Annotated in this window: 18 protein-coding genes and 1 pseudogene; 11 read left to right on the top strand and 8 right to left on the bottom strand. The window is 63.4% G+C overall.

The genetic code is table 11. The features are described 5' to 3' along the window. Positions 1 to 86: 86 nt before the first annotated feature. Genes ACX4ZE_RS14350 through ACX4ZE_RS14330 form a run of 5 tightly spaced genes read left to right on the top strand, consistent with a single transcriptional unit; the run spans position 87 to position 4619 of the window. Entirely contained in the window at positions 87 to 1049 is a 963-nt protein-coding gene (locus ACX4ZE_RS14350) for a Zn-ribbon domain-containing OB-fold protein (protein ID WP_480273972.1), read from the top strand. A gap of 12 nt (positions 1050 to 1061) precedes the next feature. Further along, on the top strand, positions 1062 to 2099 hold the full coding sequence (locus ACX4ZE_RS14345; RefSeq protein ID WP_480273907.1) for a thiolase domain-containing protein: 1038 nt from the start codon (positions 1062 to 1064) through the stop codon (positions 2097 to 2099). Then, positions 2096 to 3286: a thiolase domain-containing protein gene (locus tag ACX4ZE_RS14340; protein WP_480273906.1), complete on the top strand. Its 1191-nt coding sequence runs from the start codon at positions 2096 to 2098 to the stop codon at positions 3284 to 3286. Before ACX4ZE_RS14345 ends, ACX4ZE_RS14340 begins: the two co-directional genes overlap by 4 nt. Beyond that, positions 3283 to 4167, top strand: a complete 885-nt coding sequence (locus tag ACX4ZE_RS14335; protein WP_480273971.1) for a TIGR03619 family F420-dependent LLM class oxidoreductase — start codon at positions 3283 to 3285, stop codon at positions 4165 to 4167. The genes ACX4ZE_RS14340 and ACX4ZE_RS14335 overlap by 4 nt, the downstream gene beginning before the upstream one ends. A 32-nt stretch (positions 4168 to 4199) precedes the next feature. After that, entirely contained in the window at positions 4200 to 4619 is a 420-nt protein-coding gene (locus tag ACX4ZE_RS14330; protein ID WP_480273905.1) for a nuclear transport factor 2 family protein, read from the top strand. A gap of 72 nt (positions 4620 to 4691) precedes the next feature. Here ACX4ZE_RS14330 and ACX4ZE_RS14325 read toward each other — a convergent pair whose 3' ends face one another. Continuing rightward, positions 4692 to 5993 (bottom strand): cytochrome P450, encoded by a 1302-nt coding sequence (locus ACX4ZE_RS14325; RefSeq protein WP_480273904.1) that lies wholly within the window; start codon positions 5991 to 5993, stop codon positions 4692 to 4694. A 102-nt stretch (positions 5994 to 6095) separates the two neighbouring features. On the opposite strand from ACX4ZE_RS14325, the gene ACX4ZE_RS14320 reads away from it, so the two are divergent. Together ACX4ZE_RS14320 and ACX4ZE_RS14315 are read left to right on the top strand one after the other, a co-directional pair. Next, positions 6096 to 7259, top strand: a complete 1164-nt coding sequence (locus ACX4ZE_RS14320; RefSeq protein ID WP_480273903.1) for a steroid 3-ketoacyl-CoA thiolase — start codon at positions 6096 to 6098, stop codon at positions 7257 to 7259. A gap of 362 nt (positions 7260 to 7621) precedes the next feature. Next, a pseudogene (locus ACX4ZE_RS14315) lies at positions 7622 to 8045 on the top strand (helix-turn-helix domain-containing protein). A gap of 665 nt (positions 8046 to 8710) precedes the next feature. On the opposite strand, the gene ACX4ZE_RS14310 reads toward ACX4ZE_RS14315, so the two are convergent. Together ACX4ZE_RS14310 and ACX4ZE_RS14305 are read right to left on the bottom strand one after the other, a co-directional pair. Then, on the bottom strand, positions 8711 to 9622 hold the full coding sequence (locus tag ACX4ZE_RS14310) for an SDR family oxidoreductase (RefSeq protein WP_480273902.1): 912 nt from the start codon (positions 9620 to 9622) through the stop codon (positions 8711 to 8713). Between the two features lie 32 nt (positions 9623 to 9654). Next, entirely contained in the window at positions 9655 to 10437 is a 783-nt protein-coding gene (locus ACX4ZE_RS14305) for an SDR family oxidoreductase (protein WP_480273901.1), read from the bottom strand. 80 nt (positions 10438 to 10517) lie between these two features. On the opposite strand from ACX4ZE_RS14305, the gene ACX4ZE_RS14300 reads away from it, so the two are divergent. The 4 genes from ACX4ZE_RS14300 (at position 10518) to ACX4ZE_RS14285 (ending at position 14157) form a co-directional block, all read left to right on the top strand. Next, a complete protein-coding gene (locus tag ACX4ZE_RS14300; RefSeq protein ID WP_480273900.1) occupies positions 10518 to 11282 on the top strand; it encodes an enoyl-CoA hydratase family protein in 765 nt (254 codons plus the stop codon). Positions 11283 to 11293: 11 nt separating this feature from the next. Then, on the top strand, positions 11294 to 12172 hold the full coding sequence (locus tag ACX4ZE_RS14295; protein ID WP_480273899.1) for a CoA transferase subunit A: 879 nt from the start codon (positions 11294 to 11296) through the stop codon (positions 12170 to 12172). 70 nt (positions 12173 to 12242) lie between these two features. Further along, positions 12243 to 13001, top strand: a complete 759-nt coding sequence (locus tag ACX4ZE_RS14290; protein WP_480273898.1) for a CoA-transferase subunit beta — start codon at positions 12243 to 12245, stop codon at positions 12999 to 13001. 70 nt (positions 13002 to 13071) lie between these two features. Next, on the top strand, positions 13072 to 14157 hold the full coding sequence (locus tag ACX4ZE_RS14285) for an NAD(P)H-dependent flavin oxidoreductase (protein WP_480273897.1): 1086 nt from the start codon (positions 13072 to 13074) through the stop codon (positions 14155 to 14157). Positions 14158 to 14322: 165 nt separating this feature from the next. On the opposite strand, the gene ACX4ZE_RS14280 is transcribed toward ACX4ZE_RS14285, so the two are convergent. The 5 genes from ACX4ZE_RS14280 to ACX4ZE_RS14260 all read right to left on the bottom strand — a co-directional run bounded on the left by ACX4ZE_RS14280 (position 14323) and on the right by ACX4ZE_RS14260 (position 19186). Next, positions 14323 to 15516: an acetyl-CoA C-acetyltransferase gene (locus ACX4ZE_RS14280; protein ID WP_480273896.1), complete on the bottom strand. Its 1194-nt coding sequence runs from the start codon at positions 15514 to 15516 to the stop codon at positions 14323 to 14325. A 10-nt stretch (positions 15517 to 15526) separates the two neighbouring features. After that, positions 15527 to 16159, bottom strand: coding sequence for a TetR/AcrR family transcriptional regulator (locus tag ACX4ZE_RS14275; protein ID WP_480273895.1), 633 nt, complete (start codon positions 16157 to 16159; stop codon positions 15527 to 15529). Between the two features lie 21 nt (positions 16160 to 16180). Continuing rightward, positions 16181 to 16939 (bottom strand): hypothetical protein, encoded by a 759-nt coding sequence (locus ACX4ZE_RS14270; RefSeq protein ID WP_480273894.1) that lies wholly within the window; start codon positions 16937 to 16939, stop codon positions 16181 to 16183. 214 nt (positions 16940 to 17153) lie between these two features. Next, positions 17154 to 17951, bottom strand: coding sequence for an SDR family oxidoreductase (locus tag ACX4ZE_RS14265; protein WP_480273893.1), 798 nt, complete (start codon positions 17949 to 17951; stop codon positions 17154 to 17156). Continuing rightward, a complete protein-coding gene (locus ACX4ZE_RS14260; protein ID WP_480273970.1) occupies positions 17948 to 19186 on the bottom strand; it encodes an acyl-CoA dehydrogenase family protein in 1239 nt (412 codons plus the stop codon). The genes ACX4ZE_RS14265 and ACX4ZE_RS14260 overlap by 4 nt, the downstream gene beginning before the upstream one ends. Positions 19187 to 19267: the final 81 nt, after the last annotated feature.

The raw sequence follows: 19267 nt of genomic DNA, 5'->3' as shown, positions 1-19267 counted from the left end.
CACCAGAGTTAGAACCTGTTCTACTCGATAGCGTGACTCAGGGGAATACTGTATCCACGGCAATCACTGCTGGGAGCGGTACGGGATTGGACACCGTACCCGAGGTACTCAGCGCGCCCCTGCGGGCTCGCTTCGACTACACCCGCTCCGTGGGAACCACTATCGGGACCTTCCTTACCAAGCTGCGCGATCACAAGATCATCGGCGCGCGCGGCTCGGATGGCCGAGTAATCGTGCCGCCGCCGGAATACGACCCGATCACCGCCGCACCACTGACCGAGTTCGTCGATGTCGCCGCGACCGGCACGGTCGAAACATGGACCTGGGTGCGCGAACCGCTGCCAGGCCAGCCGTTCGACCGCCCGTTCGCCTGGGCGCTGATCCGGCTCGACGGCGCGGATACCGCACTGTTGCACGCGGTCGATGTCGCAGCGCCCGAAGACATCCACACCGGTATGCGAGTGACTGTCCGGTGGGCCGAACAGACCGAAGGAAGCATTCATGACATCGCCTGCTTCGAGCCGGGCGAACAGACAGACACCGCGACCGAAACCGAGAGCGCGGCCGACCCTGTCACCGGGATAGTCACGCCGGTCGATCTGTCCTACAAGCACACCGCCTCCCCACAGGAGACCGTCTACCTGCGCGGACTCGCCGAGGGCAAACTGATCGGCGCGCGCACTGACGCCGCGGGCAAGGTGTATTTCCCCCCACGCGGAGCGAATCCCACCGATGGTAGGCCGACCGACGATTACATCGAACTTTCCGACCGGGGAACAGTGACCACCTTCTGCATTGTGAACGTGCCGTTCCTCGGACAGCGGATCAAACCGCCCTATGTCGCGGCCTACGTCCTGCTGGACGGCGCGGATATCCCGGTGCTGCATCTGGTACTCGGCTGCGAGGCAAGCGAAGTGCGCATGGGCATGCGGGTGGAGGCGGTGTGGAAACCACGTGAGGAATGGGGCTACGGCCTGGAGAACGTGGACCACTTCCGTCCGACCGACGAGCCGGATGCCGACTACGAGACCTACAAACACCACCTCTGAGAGAAGCGCACGTTGACTGACAACGCCACCGATATCGCGGTCGTGGGTTTCGCCCACGCACCGCACGTGCCGGAGACCTCAGGCACCACCAACGGTGTCGAGATGCTGGTGCCCTGCTTCCAGCAGCTCTACGACAGGCTCGGCATCACCAAGTCCGATATCGACTTCTGGTGCTCGGGATCGTCTGATTTCCTTGCCGGACGCGCGTTTTCGTTTATCTCCGCAGTCGACGCGATCGGTGCGGTGCCGCCGATCAACGAATCACACGTGGAGATGGACGCCGCCTGGGCGCTGTACGAGGCATGGGTGAAACTGCGCTCGGGACAGGCGAAGACAGCCCTGGTATACGGCTTCGGCAAGTCCTCCGCAGGCACCCTGCGCCAAGTCCTCACCATGCAGCTGGATCCGTATCTGGTCACGCCACTGTGGCCGGACGCACTGTCCATTGCCGGGCTGCAGGCCCGATCCGGGCTCGACGCCGGTCGCTGGACCGAATACGACATGGCGGCAGTAGCCGCAGGCGCCTCCGATGACATCGACAGTCTGCTGAACGAACCGTATGTCGCCGATCCGCTGCGCGCACACGATGTCGCGCCGATCACCGACGGCGCGGCCGCTGTGGTGCTCGCGATGGGTGATCGAGCCCGCGAACTGTGCGAACGCCCCGCCTGGATCACCGGCATGGCACATCGGGTGGACACTCCAGTGCTCGGTGCCCGCGACCTCACCGTCTCCCCTTCGACATCGGCCGCGGCCGCGGCAGTTGGCTGCGACGACACCAGTGGTTTCGACATCGCGGAACTGCACGCGCCGTTCAGTCATCAACAGCTGATCCTCGCCGAGGCCATTGGCCTGCGCAACGGCACCGTAGTGAACCCGTCCGGCGGTGCGCTCGCGGGCAACCCGATGTTCGCCGCGGGCCTCGAGCGCATCGGCTTCGCGGCCGAAGCCATCATGGCCGGCTCAGCGGGTCGCGCGCTGGCTCATGCCACCAGCGGACCCGCACTTCAGCAAAACCTTGTGACCGTCTTGGAATCGGAGACCCAATGAGTACGACGGGCGGGAGCTACCCAGCCGCGGTGCTCGGCACCGGACAAACCCATCACGTGACAAAACGCACCGACGTGTCGATGCCTGGCATGTGTCGCGAAGCCATCGATCGCGCGCTCGAAGACGCCGGACTCACCATCGCCGATATCGATGCGGTCGTGGTCGGCAAGGCGCCCGACTTCTTCGAAGGCGTCATGATGCCGGAGTTGTTCATGGCCGACGCCCTCGGCGCTACCGGGAAGCCGCTGTTGCGCGTGCACACCGCGGGCTCGGTCGGCGGGTCCACCGGCGTCGTCGCGACCAACCTGGTGCAGGCAGGCGTGCACAAACGGGTACTCGCGGTGGCCTGGGAGAAGCAGTCGGAGTCGAACGCCATGTGGGCGTTGTCGATTCCGGTACCGTTCACCATGCCGGTAGGGGCGGGCGCGGGCGGCTACTTCGCACCCCATGTGCGTTCCTATATCCGACGCTCGAACGCGCCGAGCCACATCGGCGCGATGGTCGCGGTGAAAGACCGCCGCAACGGAGCCAAGAATCCGCTCGCCCATCTGCGACAGCCCGACATCACCTTGGAATCGGTGCTCGCCTCGCAAATGCTGTGGGATCCGATCCGCTTCGACGAGACCTGCCCATCCTCCGATGGCGCATGCGCGATCGTGCTCGGCGACGCGGACGCGGCCGCCGCTGTCGAGGCCACCGGCCGGAAGGTCGCCTGGGTGCACGCTACCGCGATGCGCACCGAGCCGACCACCTACGCCGGACGCGACCAGGTCAACCCGCAAGCCGGCCAGGACGCAGCCGCGGCACTGTGGAAGGCGGCGGGCATCACCAACCCGCTGGAGGAGATCGATGTGGCCGAGATCTACGTGCCGTTCTCCTGGTTCGAACCGATGTGGCTGGAAAACCTCGGCTTCGTGCCGCCCGGCGACGGCTGGAAGCTCACAGACAAGGGCGAGACCGAGATCGGCGGTGCCCTGCCGATCAATCCGTCCGGCGGCGTGCTGTCCTCCAACCCGATCGGCGCGTCCGGGCTCATCCGATTCGCCGAGGCCGCCAAGCAAATCATGGAACGAGCCGGTGACTACCAGGTCGAGGGCGCGCGCAAAGCGATGGGGCACGCCTACGGCGGCGGGTCGCAGTACTTCTCGATGTGGGTGGTCGGATCGGAACGCCAGTGTCCGCGCTGAAGTTCACCCTCAGCATCGCGCTGAGTCCACTCGATCAGCTACCGGAGCTTGCGAAAACCGCTGAAGAGTGCGGTTTTTCGTCGATCGCGCTGCCTGACTCGCTGTTCTACATGAAGTCGGCCACCGCGAAATATCCCTACACCTCCGACGGCAGCAGGTTCTGGGGGCCGGACACACCGTGGGTCGATCCGCTCATCGGGGCGGCCGCCATGGCGGCCGTCACCAGCCGGATCCGCTTCTACACGAATGTGCTGAAGCTGGGGTCACGCAACCCGCTGCTGCTAGCCCGGCAGGTTGGCTCAGTCGCCAACCTGTCCGGCAACCGCTTCGGGTTCGGCGTCGGCATCGGCTGGGCACCGGAAGAGTTCGAGTGGTGCGGTGTGCCGTTTGCCCGGCGCGGCGCTCGGGTAGACGAAATGATCGAAGTCATCAAGTTGGTCTTGGCCGGTGGAATGGTCGAATACCACGGCGAGTTCTTCGACTTCGAACCATTGCAGATCAGCCCGGCGCCAAGCGAACCGGTGCCGTTCTATATCGGCGGGCACACTGACCCGGCGCTCCGCCGCGCCGCACGAGTGGGCGACGGCTGGACCTCGGCCATGATGACCTACGAAGAGCTGCGGCGCACCATCTGGAGGCTCGATACGCTGCGTGCCGAGCTCGGCCGGGCTGAAGAACCATTCGAGATCCAGGCAGTATGCGTCGACCGCTTCGGCCGGGCCGGATATCAGGATCTCGCCGATGCCGGCGTTACCGACGCGATCGTGGTGCCCTGGCTGGCCGACGGCATCGGCTTCGACGGTGCACTCGCCGCCAAACAGGACTCTCTATGCAAATTCGCGGAGCAATACGTGGCCGAGCCCATCGCGGCCACACAGTGACGGCCACCCACTGATCGACGAGGGAGCCGGGTATGACAACAACAGCCGAACATCCGGCCAGGGCCGCTGGTCTGGCCTCGCAGGCCGCGGTTCGCGCGCGGGACAAGCAGGCGTGGGTCGCATTGTTCACCGAAAACGCCAGCATAGAAGACCCTATCGGCCCCTCGGGCTTCGACCCGGATGGTAAAGGGCATCATGGCAGGGAGGCTATCGCCGCATTCTGGGACAAAGCCATCGCCGCGACCGATCTGATCGAGTTCCTATTCGACGACTCGTTCGCCTGCGGCGACGAGGTCGCCTTCACCGGCACCATCCGCAGCACCGTCGGCGGTCATCGGATCGACACTGACGGTGTGTTCACTTACCGAGTGGACAGCAATGGCAAGATCGCCGCCCTGCGCGCGTTCTGGGAGATCGATCGTGCCATGGCGACAGCACGGCCAGCCGACTGAACAGTCCGCCGCCATCCCCGCACACGGAAAAGGTCCTCGCGTCTCCCACGATACGAGGACCTTTTCGCTGTCTCAGTGCGCGACCGGACAGGCCTTGTAGTCGACCGGGAACTCCTTGATCCCGTTGAGCCAACCCGAGCGAAGACGCTTCGGGTCGCCGACCTTGGTGATGTCGGGCAAGTGGTCGGCGATAGCGTTGAAGATCAAGTCGACTTCCAGCTTGGCCAGATTCGCCCCGATGCAGTAGTGCTCGCCGGTGCCGCCGAAGGCCAGATGCGGGTTGTCCGCGCGCATGATGTCGAACTTCTCCGGATGGTCGAAGACCTCTTCGTCGAAGTTGGCCGAGCGGTAGAGCATGACCACCCGCTGCCCCTTCTTGATCTGCACGCCGCTGAGTTCGAAATCCTCCAGCGCGGTCCGCTGGAACGAGGTGACCGGGGTAGCCCAGCGGATGATCTCATCAGCGGCCGTGGCAGGGCGTTCCTTCTTGAACAGTTCCCACTGGTCGGGGTTCTCCAGGAACGCCATCATGCCTTGGGTGATGGCGTTGCGCGTAGTCTCGTTGCCCGCGACGGCGAGCATGATCACGAAGAAGCCGAACTCTTCTTCGGTGAGCTTGTCACCGTCGATATCGGCCTCGATCAGCGTGGTCACGATATCGTCAGCCGGGCACTGCTTACGATCAGCCGCCATCTGGTAGGCGTAACCCAGGATCTCTGCAGAGGCTGCGACCGGATCGGCGGTGTTCTCCGGGTCGTCATAGCCGGTCATCTCGTTGGACCAGTTGAAGAGCTTCATCCGGTCTTCCTGGGGGACGCCGATCAGTGCGGCGATGGCCTGCAACGGTAATTCACACGCGACCTGGGTGACGAAATCACCGGAGCCCGACTCGGCCGCCGCCTTCACGATGCCCTCGGCGCGGGCCGAGAGCTCGGCGCGCAGCCCGTTTATCGCCCGTGGCGTGAACCCACGTGAGACAATCTTGCGCAGTTTGGTGTGCTCGGGCGCGTCCATATTCAACAGGACGACGCGCTGCAGCTCGATCTGCTCGCGGGTGATGATGTCGCTGAATCGCGGGATGGCGGTGTTCGCATAGCTGGAGAACACATCATCGCGCCGCGACACCTCCTTGATATCAGCATGCTTGGTGAGCACCCAGAAGCCGTCATCGTGGAAGCCGCCGACTTCAGGTGGCTGTGGGTTCCACCAGATCGGCGCGGTCCGGCGCAGTTCTGCGAACTCCTCGACCGGAAGGCGCTCGGCGTAGATGTCTGGATCCGTGACGTCGAATCCGTCCGGCAGATTCGGCCGGGCATTCCCAGTGTCTACCACCAGATGTCTCCTTCGAGAAACTGAAACACGTTCTATAATCATTCAAGCACAGGTGCGAGAATGTGGAAAGAAACCGATCCGATTCCACCTCCACTCGTGTCATGAACTCGTTTCAGTTTTCCGTCCCGCGAGGAGAGGTTGGACATGGGCACACCGGTAATCGTCGAGGCCGCGCGAACCCCGATCGGCAAGCGGGGCGGCTGGCTGTCCGGCCTGCACGCGGCCGAATTGCTCGGCCTGACCCAACGCGGACTGCTCGAACGCGCACATCTGGACCCCGCGCACGTCGAGCAGGTTATCGGTGGCTGTGTCACGCAGGCGGGCGAGCAGTCCAACAATGTCACCAGGGTGGCCTGGCTGCACGCAGGCCTGCCATGGCAGGTCGGAGCTACCACCATCGACACACAATGCGGCTCGGCACAGCAGGCCAACCACCTGATCGCCGGCTTGATCGCAGCGGACGCGATCGAGATCGGCATGGCCTGCGGCGTGGAGGCGATGAGCCGAGTCCCACTGGGCGCCAACGTCGGCGAGAACGCCGGACCGCGTAGACCCGCCTCGTGGAATATCGATCTGCCCAACCAGTTCGAGGCAGCGGAACGAATTGCCAAGCGGCGCGGTATCACTCGTGCTGATGTGGACGAGTTCGGCACACGCTCACAGCGCCTGGCTGCACAGGCGTGGGATGAAGGCCGTTTCGATCGCGAAGTGCTCACCATCAGCGCGCCCGCAGTCGACAAGGAAGGCAATCTCACCGGCGAAAAGCTAGATGTGACAAAGGATCAGGGGCTGCGCGCGACTACAGTGGAAAGTCTGGCCAAGCTGAAGCCGGTCCTGGAGGGCGGCGTACACACCGCGGGGTCGTCCTCGCAGATCTCTGACGGCGCCGCAGCAGTCCTGCTGATGGACGAAAAGGCGGCACAGCGAGCTGGTTTGACACCGAGAGCGCGAATCGTTACTCAGGCGGTAGTCGGCGCCGAACCCGAGTTCCACCTCGACGGCCCCGTGCAGGCGTGCACCCGACTACTGGAGCGCTCCGGGATGTCTGTCGGCGATATCGATCTTTTCGAGATCAACGAGGCGTTCGCCTCGGTTCCGCTCTCTTGGGCCTCCATACACCGGCCAGATCTGGATCGGGTCAATGTCAACGGCGGCGCGATCGCACTCGGACACCCCGTAGGCTCCACTGGATCACGCCTGATCACAACAGCTTTGCACGAACTGGAACGCTCCGACCGCAGCACCGCGATGGTACTCATGTGCGCCGGTGGCGCACTTGCGACAGGAACTATCATCGAACGCTTGTAAATGCTTCAACCATTCCCACTGGGTTAGTTGAAGTTTCATTCCCCACAAGGAAAAAAGTGTCATACGCCACACGCGCACATGAACAGCTCCACCAGGAAGATGTCAGTTACCTTGCGGCTAACGACATCTTCTGCTACAAGACCGCGACGACGGGCTAGAATCCAGTCATATCGCTCATTCTCGAGAGCCGTTGGGGTACCCCGCAAACGCAAGCGCCCCAGCGGCTTCGCCATGATCCGACCTAGAAGCTTCAAGGAAATCTGGAATCAAGCGTAGGTTTTCAGTTACTGAGCCGCTAATATCAATGATACGTATCCGAGATAACGACTGTTAGTACAGCGAAGGGAATTGGGCGGCTCACAATGGCTGATTTCGCGGCGCGGCTGAACAAGCTGTTCGAAACCGTGCATCCCCCTGGGCGTAAGCCGCACACCAACGCGGAGGTGGCGGCGGCGCTGACCGCCTCCGGGCATCCGATCTCGAAACCGTACCTATCGCAGTTGCGGTCGGGACAGCGGACAAACCCATCCGATGAGACAGTGTCCGCGTTGGCGAAGTTCTTCAAGGTCAAGCCGGACTACTTCTTCAACGACATCTATGCCGCCAAGATCGATCATGATCTGGAGCTACTGTCCCAGTTGCAGGGCTACGGGCTACGGGCTACGGAGGCTATCAAGCAGAGCATTCGACCTATCCGAAGAATCGCAGAACCTGCTCACCTCCATGGCGGAGAAGTTACGGGCCAGTGAAGGATTACCAGAAATTCCTCCAGACGGCACCGAGTAGGTTCTCCCGCTATACAGCACAGCACGGTGCGACCCCACGGGTCGCACCGTGCTGTGCTGTATAGCGCAAAGGTCGCAGCACCGGGTCGGCATGTCCGAAGAAATGACGAGGCAACTAAGTCGGCATGCGGCGTTGTTGAGAAAATCTACGCACATAGCATCTTTCGGCACGAGTACGGGGGCTAGAGTTCGTACTCTACCAGTTTTCTTGCAAACCGGTTGGTTTGAATAACCGATTGATTCGAATAGGAAACTGGTCTCGCAATATTGCTTATCGATACTGATCGCATTCACCCGAAGTCGATCAGCTCTGGAAGGCTCCGAAGCGGCTCCGCCCTATGCCCCCGGCGACAACCCGGACCTCTTCGTATCAGCTGAGATCTTCCTACTCACCGTCCGCATCAGCCGAACACCGCGTGTTATGTCCGCACTGCTCGGCTAGCCCGCTGCCGCGGAAGGAAATGGGCTCAGACCGCACGAGTCCCGATGAGCCCAGCCATACGCACCCCGAGCTAAGGATGTCAGGACTCGGTCATGAGTCCTGACATCGTCGGCCCGACGAACACGCGCGGCGGCTGTGCAGTGTCCTTGTAGGGTGTGGTCCTTGTAGGGTGTGGTCCTTATAGGATGCGATTCTTATAGGGTGCGGATCGCCGACAGCGCTGATCAAACACCGTAGACCGGCTCCGACGGAGTCGCTTTGGCGATCAAGTCGGCCACTACGGGCCCGAGTTCGGCCGGATTCCAGCGAGCGCCGCGGTCGACAGCGACCCCGTGCCGCCAGCCATCGGCCACCGCGACCTTGCCACCCTCGACCTCGAACATCCGTCCGGTAACCGCTGCGGACTGCGCGCTGCCGAGCCACACGACAAGTGGCGACACGTTTTCCGGTGCCATTATGTCGAAACCGTCCTCCGGCTTGGCCATCGTCTCCGCGAATACCGTCTCGGTCATCCTGGTCCGCGCGGCAGGCGCGATCGCGTTGACCGTAACGCCGTAGCGGGCGAATTCGGCGGCAGCGGTCAGGGTGAGTCCTGCGATGCCCGCCTTGGCCGCACCGTAATTGCCCTGCCCTACGCTGCCCTGCAGACCCGCGCCAGAGCTGGTGTTGATGATCCTGCCGTCGACCGGACGACCTGCCTTGGATTCCGCACGCCAGTACTCGATAGCGTGCCGCATCATGGCGAAGTGACCTTTGAGATGCACCCGGATCACCGCATCCCACTCGTCTTCACTCAGGTTGACCAGCATACGATCACGCACAAAACCCGCGTTGTTGACCAGCACATCCAGCCTGCCGAACGTATCCACCGCCTGACGTACGAGACTACGCGCCCCGGCCCATTCCGCGACATCCGCACCATTGGCCACAGCCTCGCCACCGAGCGCCCTGATCTCCGCGACCACCTGGTCGGCCGGAGTCTCCGCGGTAGCCAGACCATCCAATGCCGAACCGAGGTCATTGACCACCACTCGGGCACCCGCCGCGGCGAAGGCGAGGGCATGCGCCCGTCCGATACCCCGGCCGGCACCGGTGACGATGACGACGCGTCCGGCGCAGATCTGCTCGGTGTCCATACCTGTGTCCCTCTCGTGTATGTCCGGGTTATTCAGGACTGATGTTGCGCCGTGGCGGCAGCTAAAAAGGCCGGCCGCTCGCCACCGCCGTGTACCAGCAGCGTCGCGCCGCTGGCATAGGCGGCCAACGGCGAGGCCAGGAAAACCGCGCAGCGGCCGACGTCGTCCGGGCAGGCCAGCCGACCGAGCGGAATGGTCCGGCCCACTGCGTCGATACCGGCCTGATCTCCGTAATGCAGTCGACTCAGCTCGGTGTCGACCGGACCGACCGCCAGCGAATTGACCCGCACCTTCGGCGCCCACTCGACCGCGAGTGATGCGGTGAGGCTGTCCACACCGGCCTTGGCCGCACCGTAAGCGGCAGTACCCGGCGACGGGCGGTGCCCGCTGACGCTGGAAATGTTGACAATCGAGCCCCCCTCGGCCTGTCGCTGCATCACCGCGTTCGCGGCCTGCGCCACCAGCAGGGGAGCGAGCAAGTTCAGCTCGATGATCTTGGCGTGGAAGTTCTTGCTGGCTTCGGCGGCCAGCGCGAAAGGAGCACCGCCCGCGTTGTTGACCAGATGGTCCAACCGTCCGTAGCGCTCGGTGATTGTCGCGATCAGCGCGCCTACCGCGTCCGCATCCCTGACATCGCACGGCAGATAGTCGACAGCATGTCCGTCGACCTCGACCGGAACATCAGCCGAGCGCCGCGCGCACGCGACAACGGTCGCACCCGCGGTAAGAAACGCCCTGCTCACGCCAGCGCCGACACCGCGCACACCACCGGTCACCAAAACGACGCGGCCGGCCAGATCGATTTCGAGTGCCACCGTGCTAATCTACCAAGCAACTGCTTGCTTTGCCAATGCTCGCCGAACCACCCACACCGGTACATACGATGGGACTTGCGATGGGGATCAACCGTCACTCCGAATCAAGCGGCATCACCGTGATCACGGTCGACTACCCGCCGGTCAATGCCATCCCGTCCGATGGCTGGTTGGCCATTGCCGACGAGATACGCGCAGCTGGTCGTGATCCGGACACCAGAGTGGTGGTGCTGCGTGCGGCCAACCGTGGCTTCAACGCAGGCGTAGACATCAAAGAGATACAGAGCAAGCCCGGCCATCAAGCCCTGATCGACGCCAACCACGGCTGCTTCGAAGCATTCGGCGCAGTCTACGAGTGCCAAGTGCCGGTGATCGCCGCAGTGCATGGCTACTGCCTAGGCGGCGGCATCGGGCTGGTCGGCAACGCGGATGTCGTGATCGCTTCCGATGACGCCACATTCGGCCTGCCCGAGGTCGACCGTGGCGCGCTCGGCGCGGCGACTCATCTTGCGCGGTTAGTGCCTCAGCATCTGATGCGTGCGCTGTTCTACACCGCGAGCACCATTACCGCACAGCAGTTACACCACTACGGCTCGGTCTACCAAGTGGTGCCGCGCGCCGAACTCGACGCGGCGGCATTGGAGCTGGCCAAGAACATCGCAGCCAAGGACGGACGGGTGATCCGCGCGGCGAAACGGGCGCTCAACGGCATCGATACGCAGGACGTGCAACGCAGCTACCGGTACGAGCAAGGATTCACCTTCGAACTCAACCTCGCCGGCGTCGCCGACGAGATTCGCGCCCGGTTCGACGATGACCTCGCGGCGCGCAAGTCCGGTCGATAAGGAGGAACGCCATGCGAGACAAGCGGATGTCACTCGACGATGTTGTCGGCGAACTGCGCAGTGGGATGACCATCGGCATCGGCGGCTGGGGGTCGCGACGCAAACCGATGGCATTGGTGCGGGCCATCCTTCGTTCCGACCTCACGGATCTGACGATAGTCGGCTACGGAGGTCCGGACCTAGGACTGCTGTGCTCGGCAGGAAAGGTGCGCAAGGCGTACTACGGCTTCGTCTCGCTCGATTCGCCTCCGTTCTACGATCCGTGGTTCGCCAAGGCCCGCACCACTGGCACGCTGATCGCCCGCGAGATGGACGAAGGCATGCTCAAGTGCGGGTTGGAGGCGGCTGCGGCGCGGCTGCCGTTCCTGCCGATCCGCGCCGGGCTCGGCTCAGATGTCATGAACTTCTGGGCAGGTGAGCTGAAGACAATCGAATCCCCTTACCCTGGGCCGGACTGCACGGCAGAGACCTTGGTCGCCATGCCCGCGCTGCATCTCGACGCGGCACTGGTGCATCTGAATCTGGGCGACTCACACGGCAATGCGGCCTATACCGGCGTCGACCCGTACTTCGACGATCTGTTCTGCCTGGCCGCACAACGACGCTATGTCTCGGTGGAACGTGTGGTGGAAACCGAGGAACTAGTGAAAACCGTTCCACTGCAAGCACTGCTGCTCAACCGCATGATGGTCGACGGTGTGGTGGAGGCGCCCAACGGCGCGCACTTCACTCTGGCCGCGGACAGCTACGACCGGGACGAGAAATTCCAGAGGCACTATGCCGAATCCGCGAAGACGCCCGAAGCGTGGCAGCGATTCATCGATACCTACCTGTCCGGCTCCGAAGAGCAGTATCAGGCCGCCGTACAGCGATTCGCACAGGAGGCGTGATGAGAGACAATCGCGAAGCACTCAACACGCCGACGGGGCGCGGGAACCCCCGCACAACACAGGAGGCGTGATGACCAGCACCGAGACCATTACCCGCGCCGAAGTGTGCGCGGTCGCCTGCGCGGAGATCTTCCACGGCTCAGGGGAAATCATGGCCAGCCCGATGTCTCCGATGGCGCTACTCGGCGCACGGCTGGCCAAGCTCACCACCGAACCAGACCTGTTGCTGTCCGACGGCGAGGCATTGCTGCTCGCTGATACTCCCCCGTTAGGCGGCAAAGCACCGATCGAGGGTTGGATCCCGTTCCGGAAGGTCTTCGACGTGGTGGCCTCCGGTCGTAGGCACGTAGTGATGGGCGCCAACCAGATCGATCGCTTCGGTAACCAGAACCTCTCGGCGTTCGGCCCACTGCAGCAGCCGACCCGACAGATGTTCGGGGTACGTGGCGCACCTGGCAATACGATCAATCACGCGACCAGTTATTGGGTCGCGCGGCATAGCAGACGCGTTTTCACCGACCGAGTCGATATCGTCTCCGGTGTGGGTTACGACAAAGTAGACCCTGCCGAGCCGGCCTACCGCTTCCTGCACCTGCACCGCGTGGTGACCAACTTGGGCGTCTTCGATTTCGAAGGTCCCGACCACACCATGCGCGCCCGCAGTCTGCACCCCGGCGTCACCGTCGAGGAAGTCGCTGAGAACACCTCCTTCGAAATCGCTGATCTCGCCGAGGCAGAGCAGACACCACTACCCACCGCTGAGCAGCTGCAACTTATTCGAGAGGTACTCGACCCCAAGAATATTCGTGAAAACGAGGTCCCATCATGAGTGTTCGAGTCACGCTGCGGCAGTGCGGCATGACCACACAGAGCCCGCTCACACTGGAAACGGACGCGGCATGAGCCCCCGCCTGCACACCGCACTGACCGAACTGGTCGGCGTCGAACATCCGATCGTGCAAACCGGCATGGGCTGGGTAGCGGGTCCGAGCCTGGTCTCGGCCACTGCCGAAGCCGGCGGTCTCGGCATCCTCGCCTCCGCTACGATGACTTTCGCCGAACTCGAGGCAGCCATCGCGAAGACCAAGGCACACACTACAAAACCGTTCGGTGTGAATATCCGCGCCGATGCCGCCGACGCTCCCGAACGGATCGATCTGCTGATCCGGGAGAAAGTAGCAGTCGCCTCCTTCGCGCTCGCACCCAAACAGGAGCTCATCGCGAAGCTGAAAGACGCTGGTGTAGTAGTCATTCCATCGATCGGCGCTGCCAAGCACGCCCGCAAGGTGGCGTCCTGGGGCGCAGACGCGGTGATCGTGCAGGGTGGTGAGGGCGGCGGACACACCGGCCCGGTAGCTACTACCCTGCTGCTGCCATCGGTGCTGGACGCGGTGGATATCCCTGTGGTCGCGGCGGGTGGATTCTTCGACGGCCGCGGCTTGGCCGCAGCCCTGGCCTACGGTGCGGCAGGTGTCGCGATGGGCACCCGGTTCCTGCTCACTGAAGAGAGCACGGTTCCCGATACTGTCAAGCAAGAGTACCTGCGCAGACAGCTCCAGGACACGGTGGTGTCGGTCAAGGTCGACGGTATGCCGCATCGTGTGCTGAACACCGAGCTGGTACAGCGCCTGGAGCACGCTGGGCGCTGGCGTGGGCTCACCGCGGCGGTAGGCAACGCGGCCCGGTTCAAAAGTATGACCGGTATGAAGTGGTCCACCATGATCCGCGATGGCCTCGCCATGCGAAAAACCAAAGACCTCAGCTGGTCCCAGGTAGTCATGGCCGCCAATACTCCGATGCTGCTGCGCGCCGGGCTGGTCGAGGGCAACACCCAGGCAGGTGTGCTCGCCGCGGGGCAGGTCACCGGAATCATCGATGACCTGCCCACCTGCAAAGAACTCATCGATCGAATGATCACCGAAGCGGTCGCGCAGATCGATTCGCTCGCCGCTCTTGCCGAGGAGTCGAACTCGTCAAGAGCGTAATCCGGCCACCCGAAGTCTGGCTCCGGTTGTCGACGGTAGTCGAATGGCGGCCGAACAGAGCTCTGGTGCCGCCATGTCACTCCGCTCATCCAAAGGCGGACCAGAGGTGCCCGCCCGGTAACGACGGCGGTCGACGCGAAGTCGCGACGCGCCATTCGGCCTGGATCAGCGCGGCAGGCGCTCGATAATGGTTACGTTGGCGGTGCCGCCGCCCTCGCAGATGGTCAGCAAACCGTACCGTCCTTCGACCCGCTCCAACTCGTTGAGCAATGTCGCGAAAAGCTTTGCGCCGGTGGCGCCGAGCGGATGGCCGAGCGCGATCGCGCCGCCGTTGGCATTCACCCGATCCGGGTCGGTACCGGTCTCTTTCAACCAGGCCAGCACCACCGATGCGAAGGCCTCGTTGATCTCGACGACGTCGATATCCTCGATGGTGAGGCCGGATTTGGCCAGAGCCCACTTGGTCGCCGGAATCGGTGCACTGAGCATGACAATCGGATCAGCGCCACGCGCGCTCACATGGTGAATGCGCGCGCGCGGCGTCAAACCGTACTCCTGCACCGCCCATTCCGAAGCGAGCAGGGTCGCGCTCGCCCCGTCGGAGATCTGGCTGGCCACGGCGGCGGTGAGCGAACTGCCCTCGGCTAACGCGGGTAGTGCGGCCATCTTCTCCAGGCTGGTCTCTCTCGGCCCCTGATCGATCCAGAAGTCACCAACCGGCACGATCTCGTTGTCGAAGCGGCCATTCTTTCCTGCATCACGGGCCCGTTCGTGGCTACGCAACGCCCAACGCTCCATATCCTCGCGGCTGATACCCCACTTCTCCGCGATTATCTGCGCGCCACGGAACTGCGACACCTCACCGGTGCCGTAGCGGTGGTCCCACCCCTGCGCGCCGACAAACGGTGAGTCGAAGCCGTACTCTTTGCCCGCGAGCATGGCCGCGGAGATCGGGATAGCGCTCATGTTCTGCACGCCTGCCGCGACGATCATTTCGGCGGTACCGCTCATAATGGCCTGCGCGCCGAAATTGATGGCCTGTTGGCTGGATCCACACTGCCGGTCCACCGTGACACCGGGGACCTCCTCGGGGTAGCCCGCGGTCAGCCACATGGTGCGGCCGATATTACCCGCCTGCGGACCGATATTGTCGACGCAGCCCACGATGACATCGTCCACGAGGCAGGGGTCGATCGGGCTGCGGTCCAATAGTCCACGCAGTACGGTCGCACCCAGATCGGCCGGATGTACCCCCGCCAGTGCACCGCCACGCTTACCGACTGGGGTGCGTACCGCATCGATCACGTAGGCGTCCCGCAGCGGGGCATACGGACGACGGGACGTGGAAGGTGCTGACATGTAAGAACTCCTACGTGTTGTGCCCTGGGACGGTGAGTCCGTCGAGCACGATGGTCAGGTACTGCTTGGCAAGATTGGCTACGGTGATGGGGCCGCCAGGTCGGTACCAGCGCACCGCGACCCACACCGTGTCGCGGAGGAACCGGTAGGCCAGTTCGACATCGAGTTCCGGCCGGAAACTGCCGTCCTGGACGCCGTCGGCCAACACCCGGTGCCAGAATTCCCGGAATTCACGGTTGTAGTCGGCGATGTAACCGAACCGCTCCACGGTACGCAGCTGCTTGGCCTCGGCCTGATAGATCGCCACCGCGGCATGCCAACGGTCGAACGACTCATAGGACGCGACCACCAAGGCTTCCAAGGTGGCTCGCGAACTCACGCCGGAGGCGACGATCTCGCGATAACGACCGAACAGATCGTCCAGGAAGCCCCGCAGGATCTCGTCGACCATCGACTCCTTGGAATCGAAATGGTGGTACAAGCTCCCCGAGAGGATGCCTGCCGCGTCGGCGATGTCACGCACTGTGGTGGCGCGCAAGCCCTGCTCTGCGAATAATTCGGCCGCCAAGGCGAGCAGCTCGCTGCGACGTGCTGACTTCGAGGCATCTAGTGCGGTCACCTGCCCTATACTACAACCAAGCATTTGCTTGGTCGATAGGCGTTCTTACCGCACCGAATAGCGCAGCGGGGAGGAAATCGAAAGATCGGCGAGTAGTCGATCACAGATCACCAGGGGCGAAATGCCCGCCCGGGTCATCCGCGCGACGAGCGCGAGACGGCGTTCACAGCTATCCCATTCCACGGTGAGCGGGTCTCGGTCTGGCCCCGCATCCACTGTGGCCATCACCTGCGGCGGACCGTTGGGCACCGACACCTCACTCAACCCGAGCAACATGCCACGCTGCCAAGCGTGATAGGTGTCCATATCGGCATCGATCACCAGTTTGTCAGTGGCGGCACACAGCCCACGGGCGATCTCGCTCACAAAGGTAGATCGGTCGAATTGGAGCTTTTGACATCTCGAAAGGACCTCGAGTAAATCCGTACGGACCTCACAGAGCAGAGCTGTCCGGCGCTGTCTCCGCTTTTCCTCTTCGCTGTCGGGGCTTTCGGACTCACCACCGCATCCGCCAGGATCGCGCGTCAGATCGGCATGCAGCGCATCGCGTGGGTCACGAACGAGTTCGTCCTCGTCGACGGAGTACTGCTGGAGAATGCGGGTGGCAGCCCGCGCGACAGCATGCTCAGAGGTGTATTCCATGAGTTCGGCACCGAGTGCGAGCGCAGAGCGCGCCAGGCTGTCCAACCGCCGCCTGGCCAACACCACCGCGCGCACCAATTCGAGTTCCAATTGCTCGCGTACGGGCAAGCGATCCGGACCCATAACCATCGCCCCCTTTGGAGAGCGCGTATCAGATCTCATCCAGCATGGCATATCCCCCCACCCTCTTGCTCGCTCTTTCTCCCTGATCAGCCCCTTACCGCAGGCAGGACGCCCGATATGGGCAGGTGATCACGTCGCGGTGCGCAGAACGCGGCGGAGACGCCGGACAAGCAGATGCTCAACTATCGCTGGACGCGCTCGCCACTCCAGCACACTGGGAGATCACGAACGAAACCGCGGAATCCTCAGCGGCTCAGGCGTGTTGACTACTCACCGAGACCACCTCACCGGTCAGATAAGTGGTGTAGTCACTGGCCAGCATCGCGATCGTGGCGGCGACCTCCCAGGGCTGCGCCGCGCGGCCGAACGCTTCTCGCTCGGACAACCGGTCCAGTAATTCGGTGGAGCTGACCTTGTCCAGAAAAGCGTGCCTGGCAATGCTAGGAGCCACTGCGTTGATCCGGACCCCGAGCTCGGCAGCCTCGATGGCACTGCACCTGGTCAGCGCCATCACACCGGCCTTGGCCGCGGCATAGTGCGCCTGGCCGTGCTGCGCTCGCCAACCGAGCACACTCGCGTTGTTCACAATCACGCCACCATGGCCCGCCTCGCGAAAGTAGCTGAGCACGGCTCTAGTGCAGCGGAAGGTGCCGTTGAGGGTGATGTCCAGAACCCGGTCCCACTGCTCATCGGTCATATCGACCACAGGCGTTTCTCCACCGAGCCCGGCGTTGTTCACCATGATATCGATCCGGCCGAGAGCCTCGGCCGCACCGCGCACCAGCTCGTTCACTTGCTCGGTGTGCTGCACGTCGCACGGGATCGAGGTAACCCGCCGGTTCGGGAACTCTTCGGCGAGCTCGGTCACCGACTGGGTCAGACGCCGTTCATGCCAGTCGGAAACCACCACGTCCGCGCCCTCGGCTAGCAGTCTGCGCGCGGTAGCGGAGCCGATACCTGTGCCCGCGGCAGCGGTGATCACCGCAGTGCGTCCGGCCAGCAGGCTATGCCCGGAGACGGGTTCAGGGACAACCGACAACGGCCCGGTCACGGGCGTGCCTCACGTGGCAGGCCGAGCACCCGCTCGGCGATGATATTGCGCTGCACTTCGTTTGAACCTCCGTAGATGGTGTCGGCACGGGTGAACAGATACAACCGCTGCCATTCGGTGAGATCGTTTTCGCCTGCCACCAGTCCGCGAGCGCCGAGCACCGCCATCGCCAGTTCACCGAGTCCGCGATGCCAGTTTGCCCACAGCAGTTTCGCCACCGACGCCTGGCCACCGTCGTCAACGCCTCGCTGCCCGCTCCGGGTCTGATCGCTCCTTCCCGCGCCCTCCATCGTGCGCATAGCGTGTGCACGCAGCACTCGCAGGCCGATCCATGCCTGGTCGATCCGCTCGGCGATCAGTGGATCATCGGCTGCTCCGCTGCGGCGGGCCAGCGCCTCGATATCGGCCAGTTCGCGGGCGAACTGGATCTGCTGCCCTAGGGTGGAGATACCGCGCTCGAAGGTAAGCGTGCCCATGGCAATGCGCCAGCCGTCGCCTGGTTCGCCGACCACCAAGTCGGCCGCAGTACGGGCGTTGTCGAAGAAGACCTCGTTGAACTCCGAGGTACCTGTCAGCTGGATGATCGGGCGCACGTCGATTCCCGGCTGTTTCATCGGAACCAGCAGGTAGGAAAGACCTTTGTGCCTGGTAGAGCCGCGCTCGGTGCGTACGATGGCGAAGCACCAGTCCGCCACATGCGCCAACGAGGTCCAGATTTTCTGCCCGTTGATCGACCACTCGTCGCCATCCAGGTGCGCCTCAGTGGCGATGGCGGCCAGGTCCGAACCTGCGCCGGGCTCGGAGTATCCCTGGCACCACAATTCGGAGACGGTGCGGATACCGGGTAGAAATCTCTCCTTCTGCGCCTCGGTACCGAAAGCCAGCAGGGTCGGGCCCAGCAGTTCCTCACCAACATGAGAGACCCGCGCGGGGGCATTGGCCTTGGCGTACTCCTCATGGAAGATCACTTGCTGGCGTACTGTGGCTTCATGGCCCCCGTATTCCTTGGGCCAGCCCAAGCAGGTCCATCCCGCGGCGGCCAAGTGCCGATCCCAGGCCAAGCGCTCGTCGAATGCCTCGTGTTCACGCCCTGGACCACCGAGACCACGCAGCACACGGAATTCCCCGTTGAGGTTCTCCGCCAGCCACTCACGCACCTCGGCGGCGAAGCGCGCGTCCGATGTGGCGGAAAACCGCCCGTTCGGCTCGGCAGTATCGGATTCTGAGGTATGGATCGCACCCACGCCGGTAGGATAACCTACCAAGCACTTGCTTTGTAGAGTGTGCGCATAAGTGGCTCGCGGACGGTAAGGACA

The sequence above is a fragment of the Nocardia sp. TBRC8007 genome, assembly GCF_056629435.1.
The sequence above is the reverse complement of the archived record's forward strand: the minus strand, read 5'-3'. Positions and strand labels throughout refer to the sequence as shown.

Excerpts from the sequence above, each read along its gene's own strand:
- ACX4ZE_RS14285 (WP_480273897.1), top strand. The coding sequence starts at position 13,072 with ATGAGCCCCCGCCTGCACACCGCACTGACCGAACTGGTCGGCGTCGAA.
- ACX4ZE_RS14290 (WP_480273898.1), top strand. The coding sequence starts at position 12,243 with ATGACCAGCACCGAGACCATTACCCGCGCCGAAGTGTGCGCGGTCGCC.
- ACX4ZE_RS14340 (WP_480273906.1), top strand. The coding sequence starts at position 2,096 with ATGAGTACGACGGGCGGGAGCTACCCAGCCGCGGTGCTCGGCACCGGA.
- ACX4ZE_RS14320 (WP_480273903.1), top strand. The coding sequence starts at position 6,096 with ATGGGCACACCGGTAATCGTCGAGGCCGCGCGAACCCCGATCGGCAAG.
- ACX4ZE_RS14280 (WP_480273896.1), bottom strand. The coding sequence starts at position 15,516 with ATGTCAGCACCTTCCACGTCCCGTCGTCCGTATGCCCCGCTGCGGGAC.
- ACX4ZE_RS14310 (WP_480273902.1), bottom strand. The coding sequence starts at position 9,622 with ATGGACACCGAGCAGATCTGCGCCGGACGCGTCGTCATCGTCACCGGT.
- ACX4ZE_RS14300 (WP_480273900.1), top strand. The coding sequence starts at position 10,518 with ATGGGGATCAACCGTCACTCCGAATCAAGCGGCATCACCGTGATCACG.
- ACX4ZE_RS14275 (WP_480273895.1), bottom strand. The coding sequence starts at position 16,159 with ATGCTTGGTTGTAGTATAGGGCAGGTGACCGCACTAGATGCCTCGAAG.
- ACX4ZE_RS14270 (WP_480273894.1), bottom strand. The coding sequence starts at position 16,939 with ATGAGATCTGATACGCGCTCTCCAAAGGGGGCGATGGTTATGGGTCCG.
- ACX4ZE_RS14325 (WP_480273904.1), bottom strand. The coding sequence starts at position 5,993 with ATGATTATAGAACGTGTTTCAGTTTCTCGAAGGAGACATCTGGTGGTA.
- ACX4ZE_RS14295 (WP_480273899.1), top strand. The coding sequence starts at position 11,294 with ATGCGAGACAAGCGGATGTCACTCGACGATGTTGTCGGCGAACTGCGC.
- ACX4ZE_RS14330 (WP_480273905.1), top strand. The coding sequence starts at position 4,200 with ATGACAACAACAGCCGAACATCCGGCCAGGGCCGCTGGTCTGGCCTCG.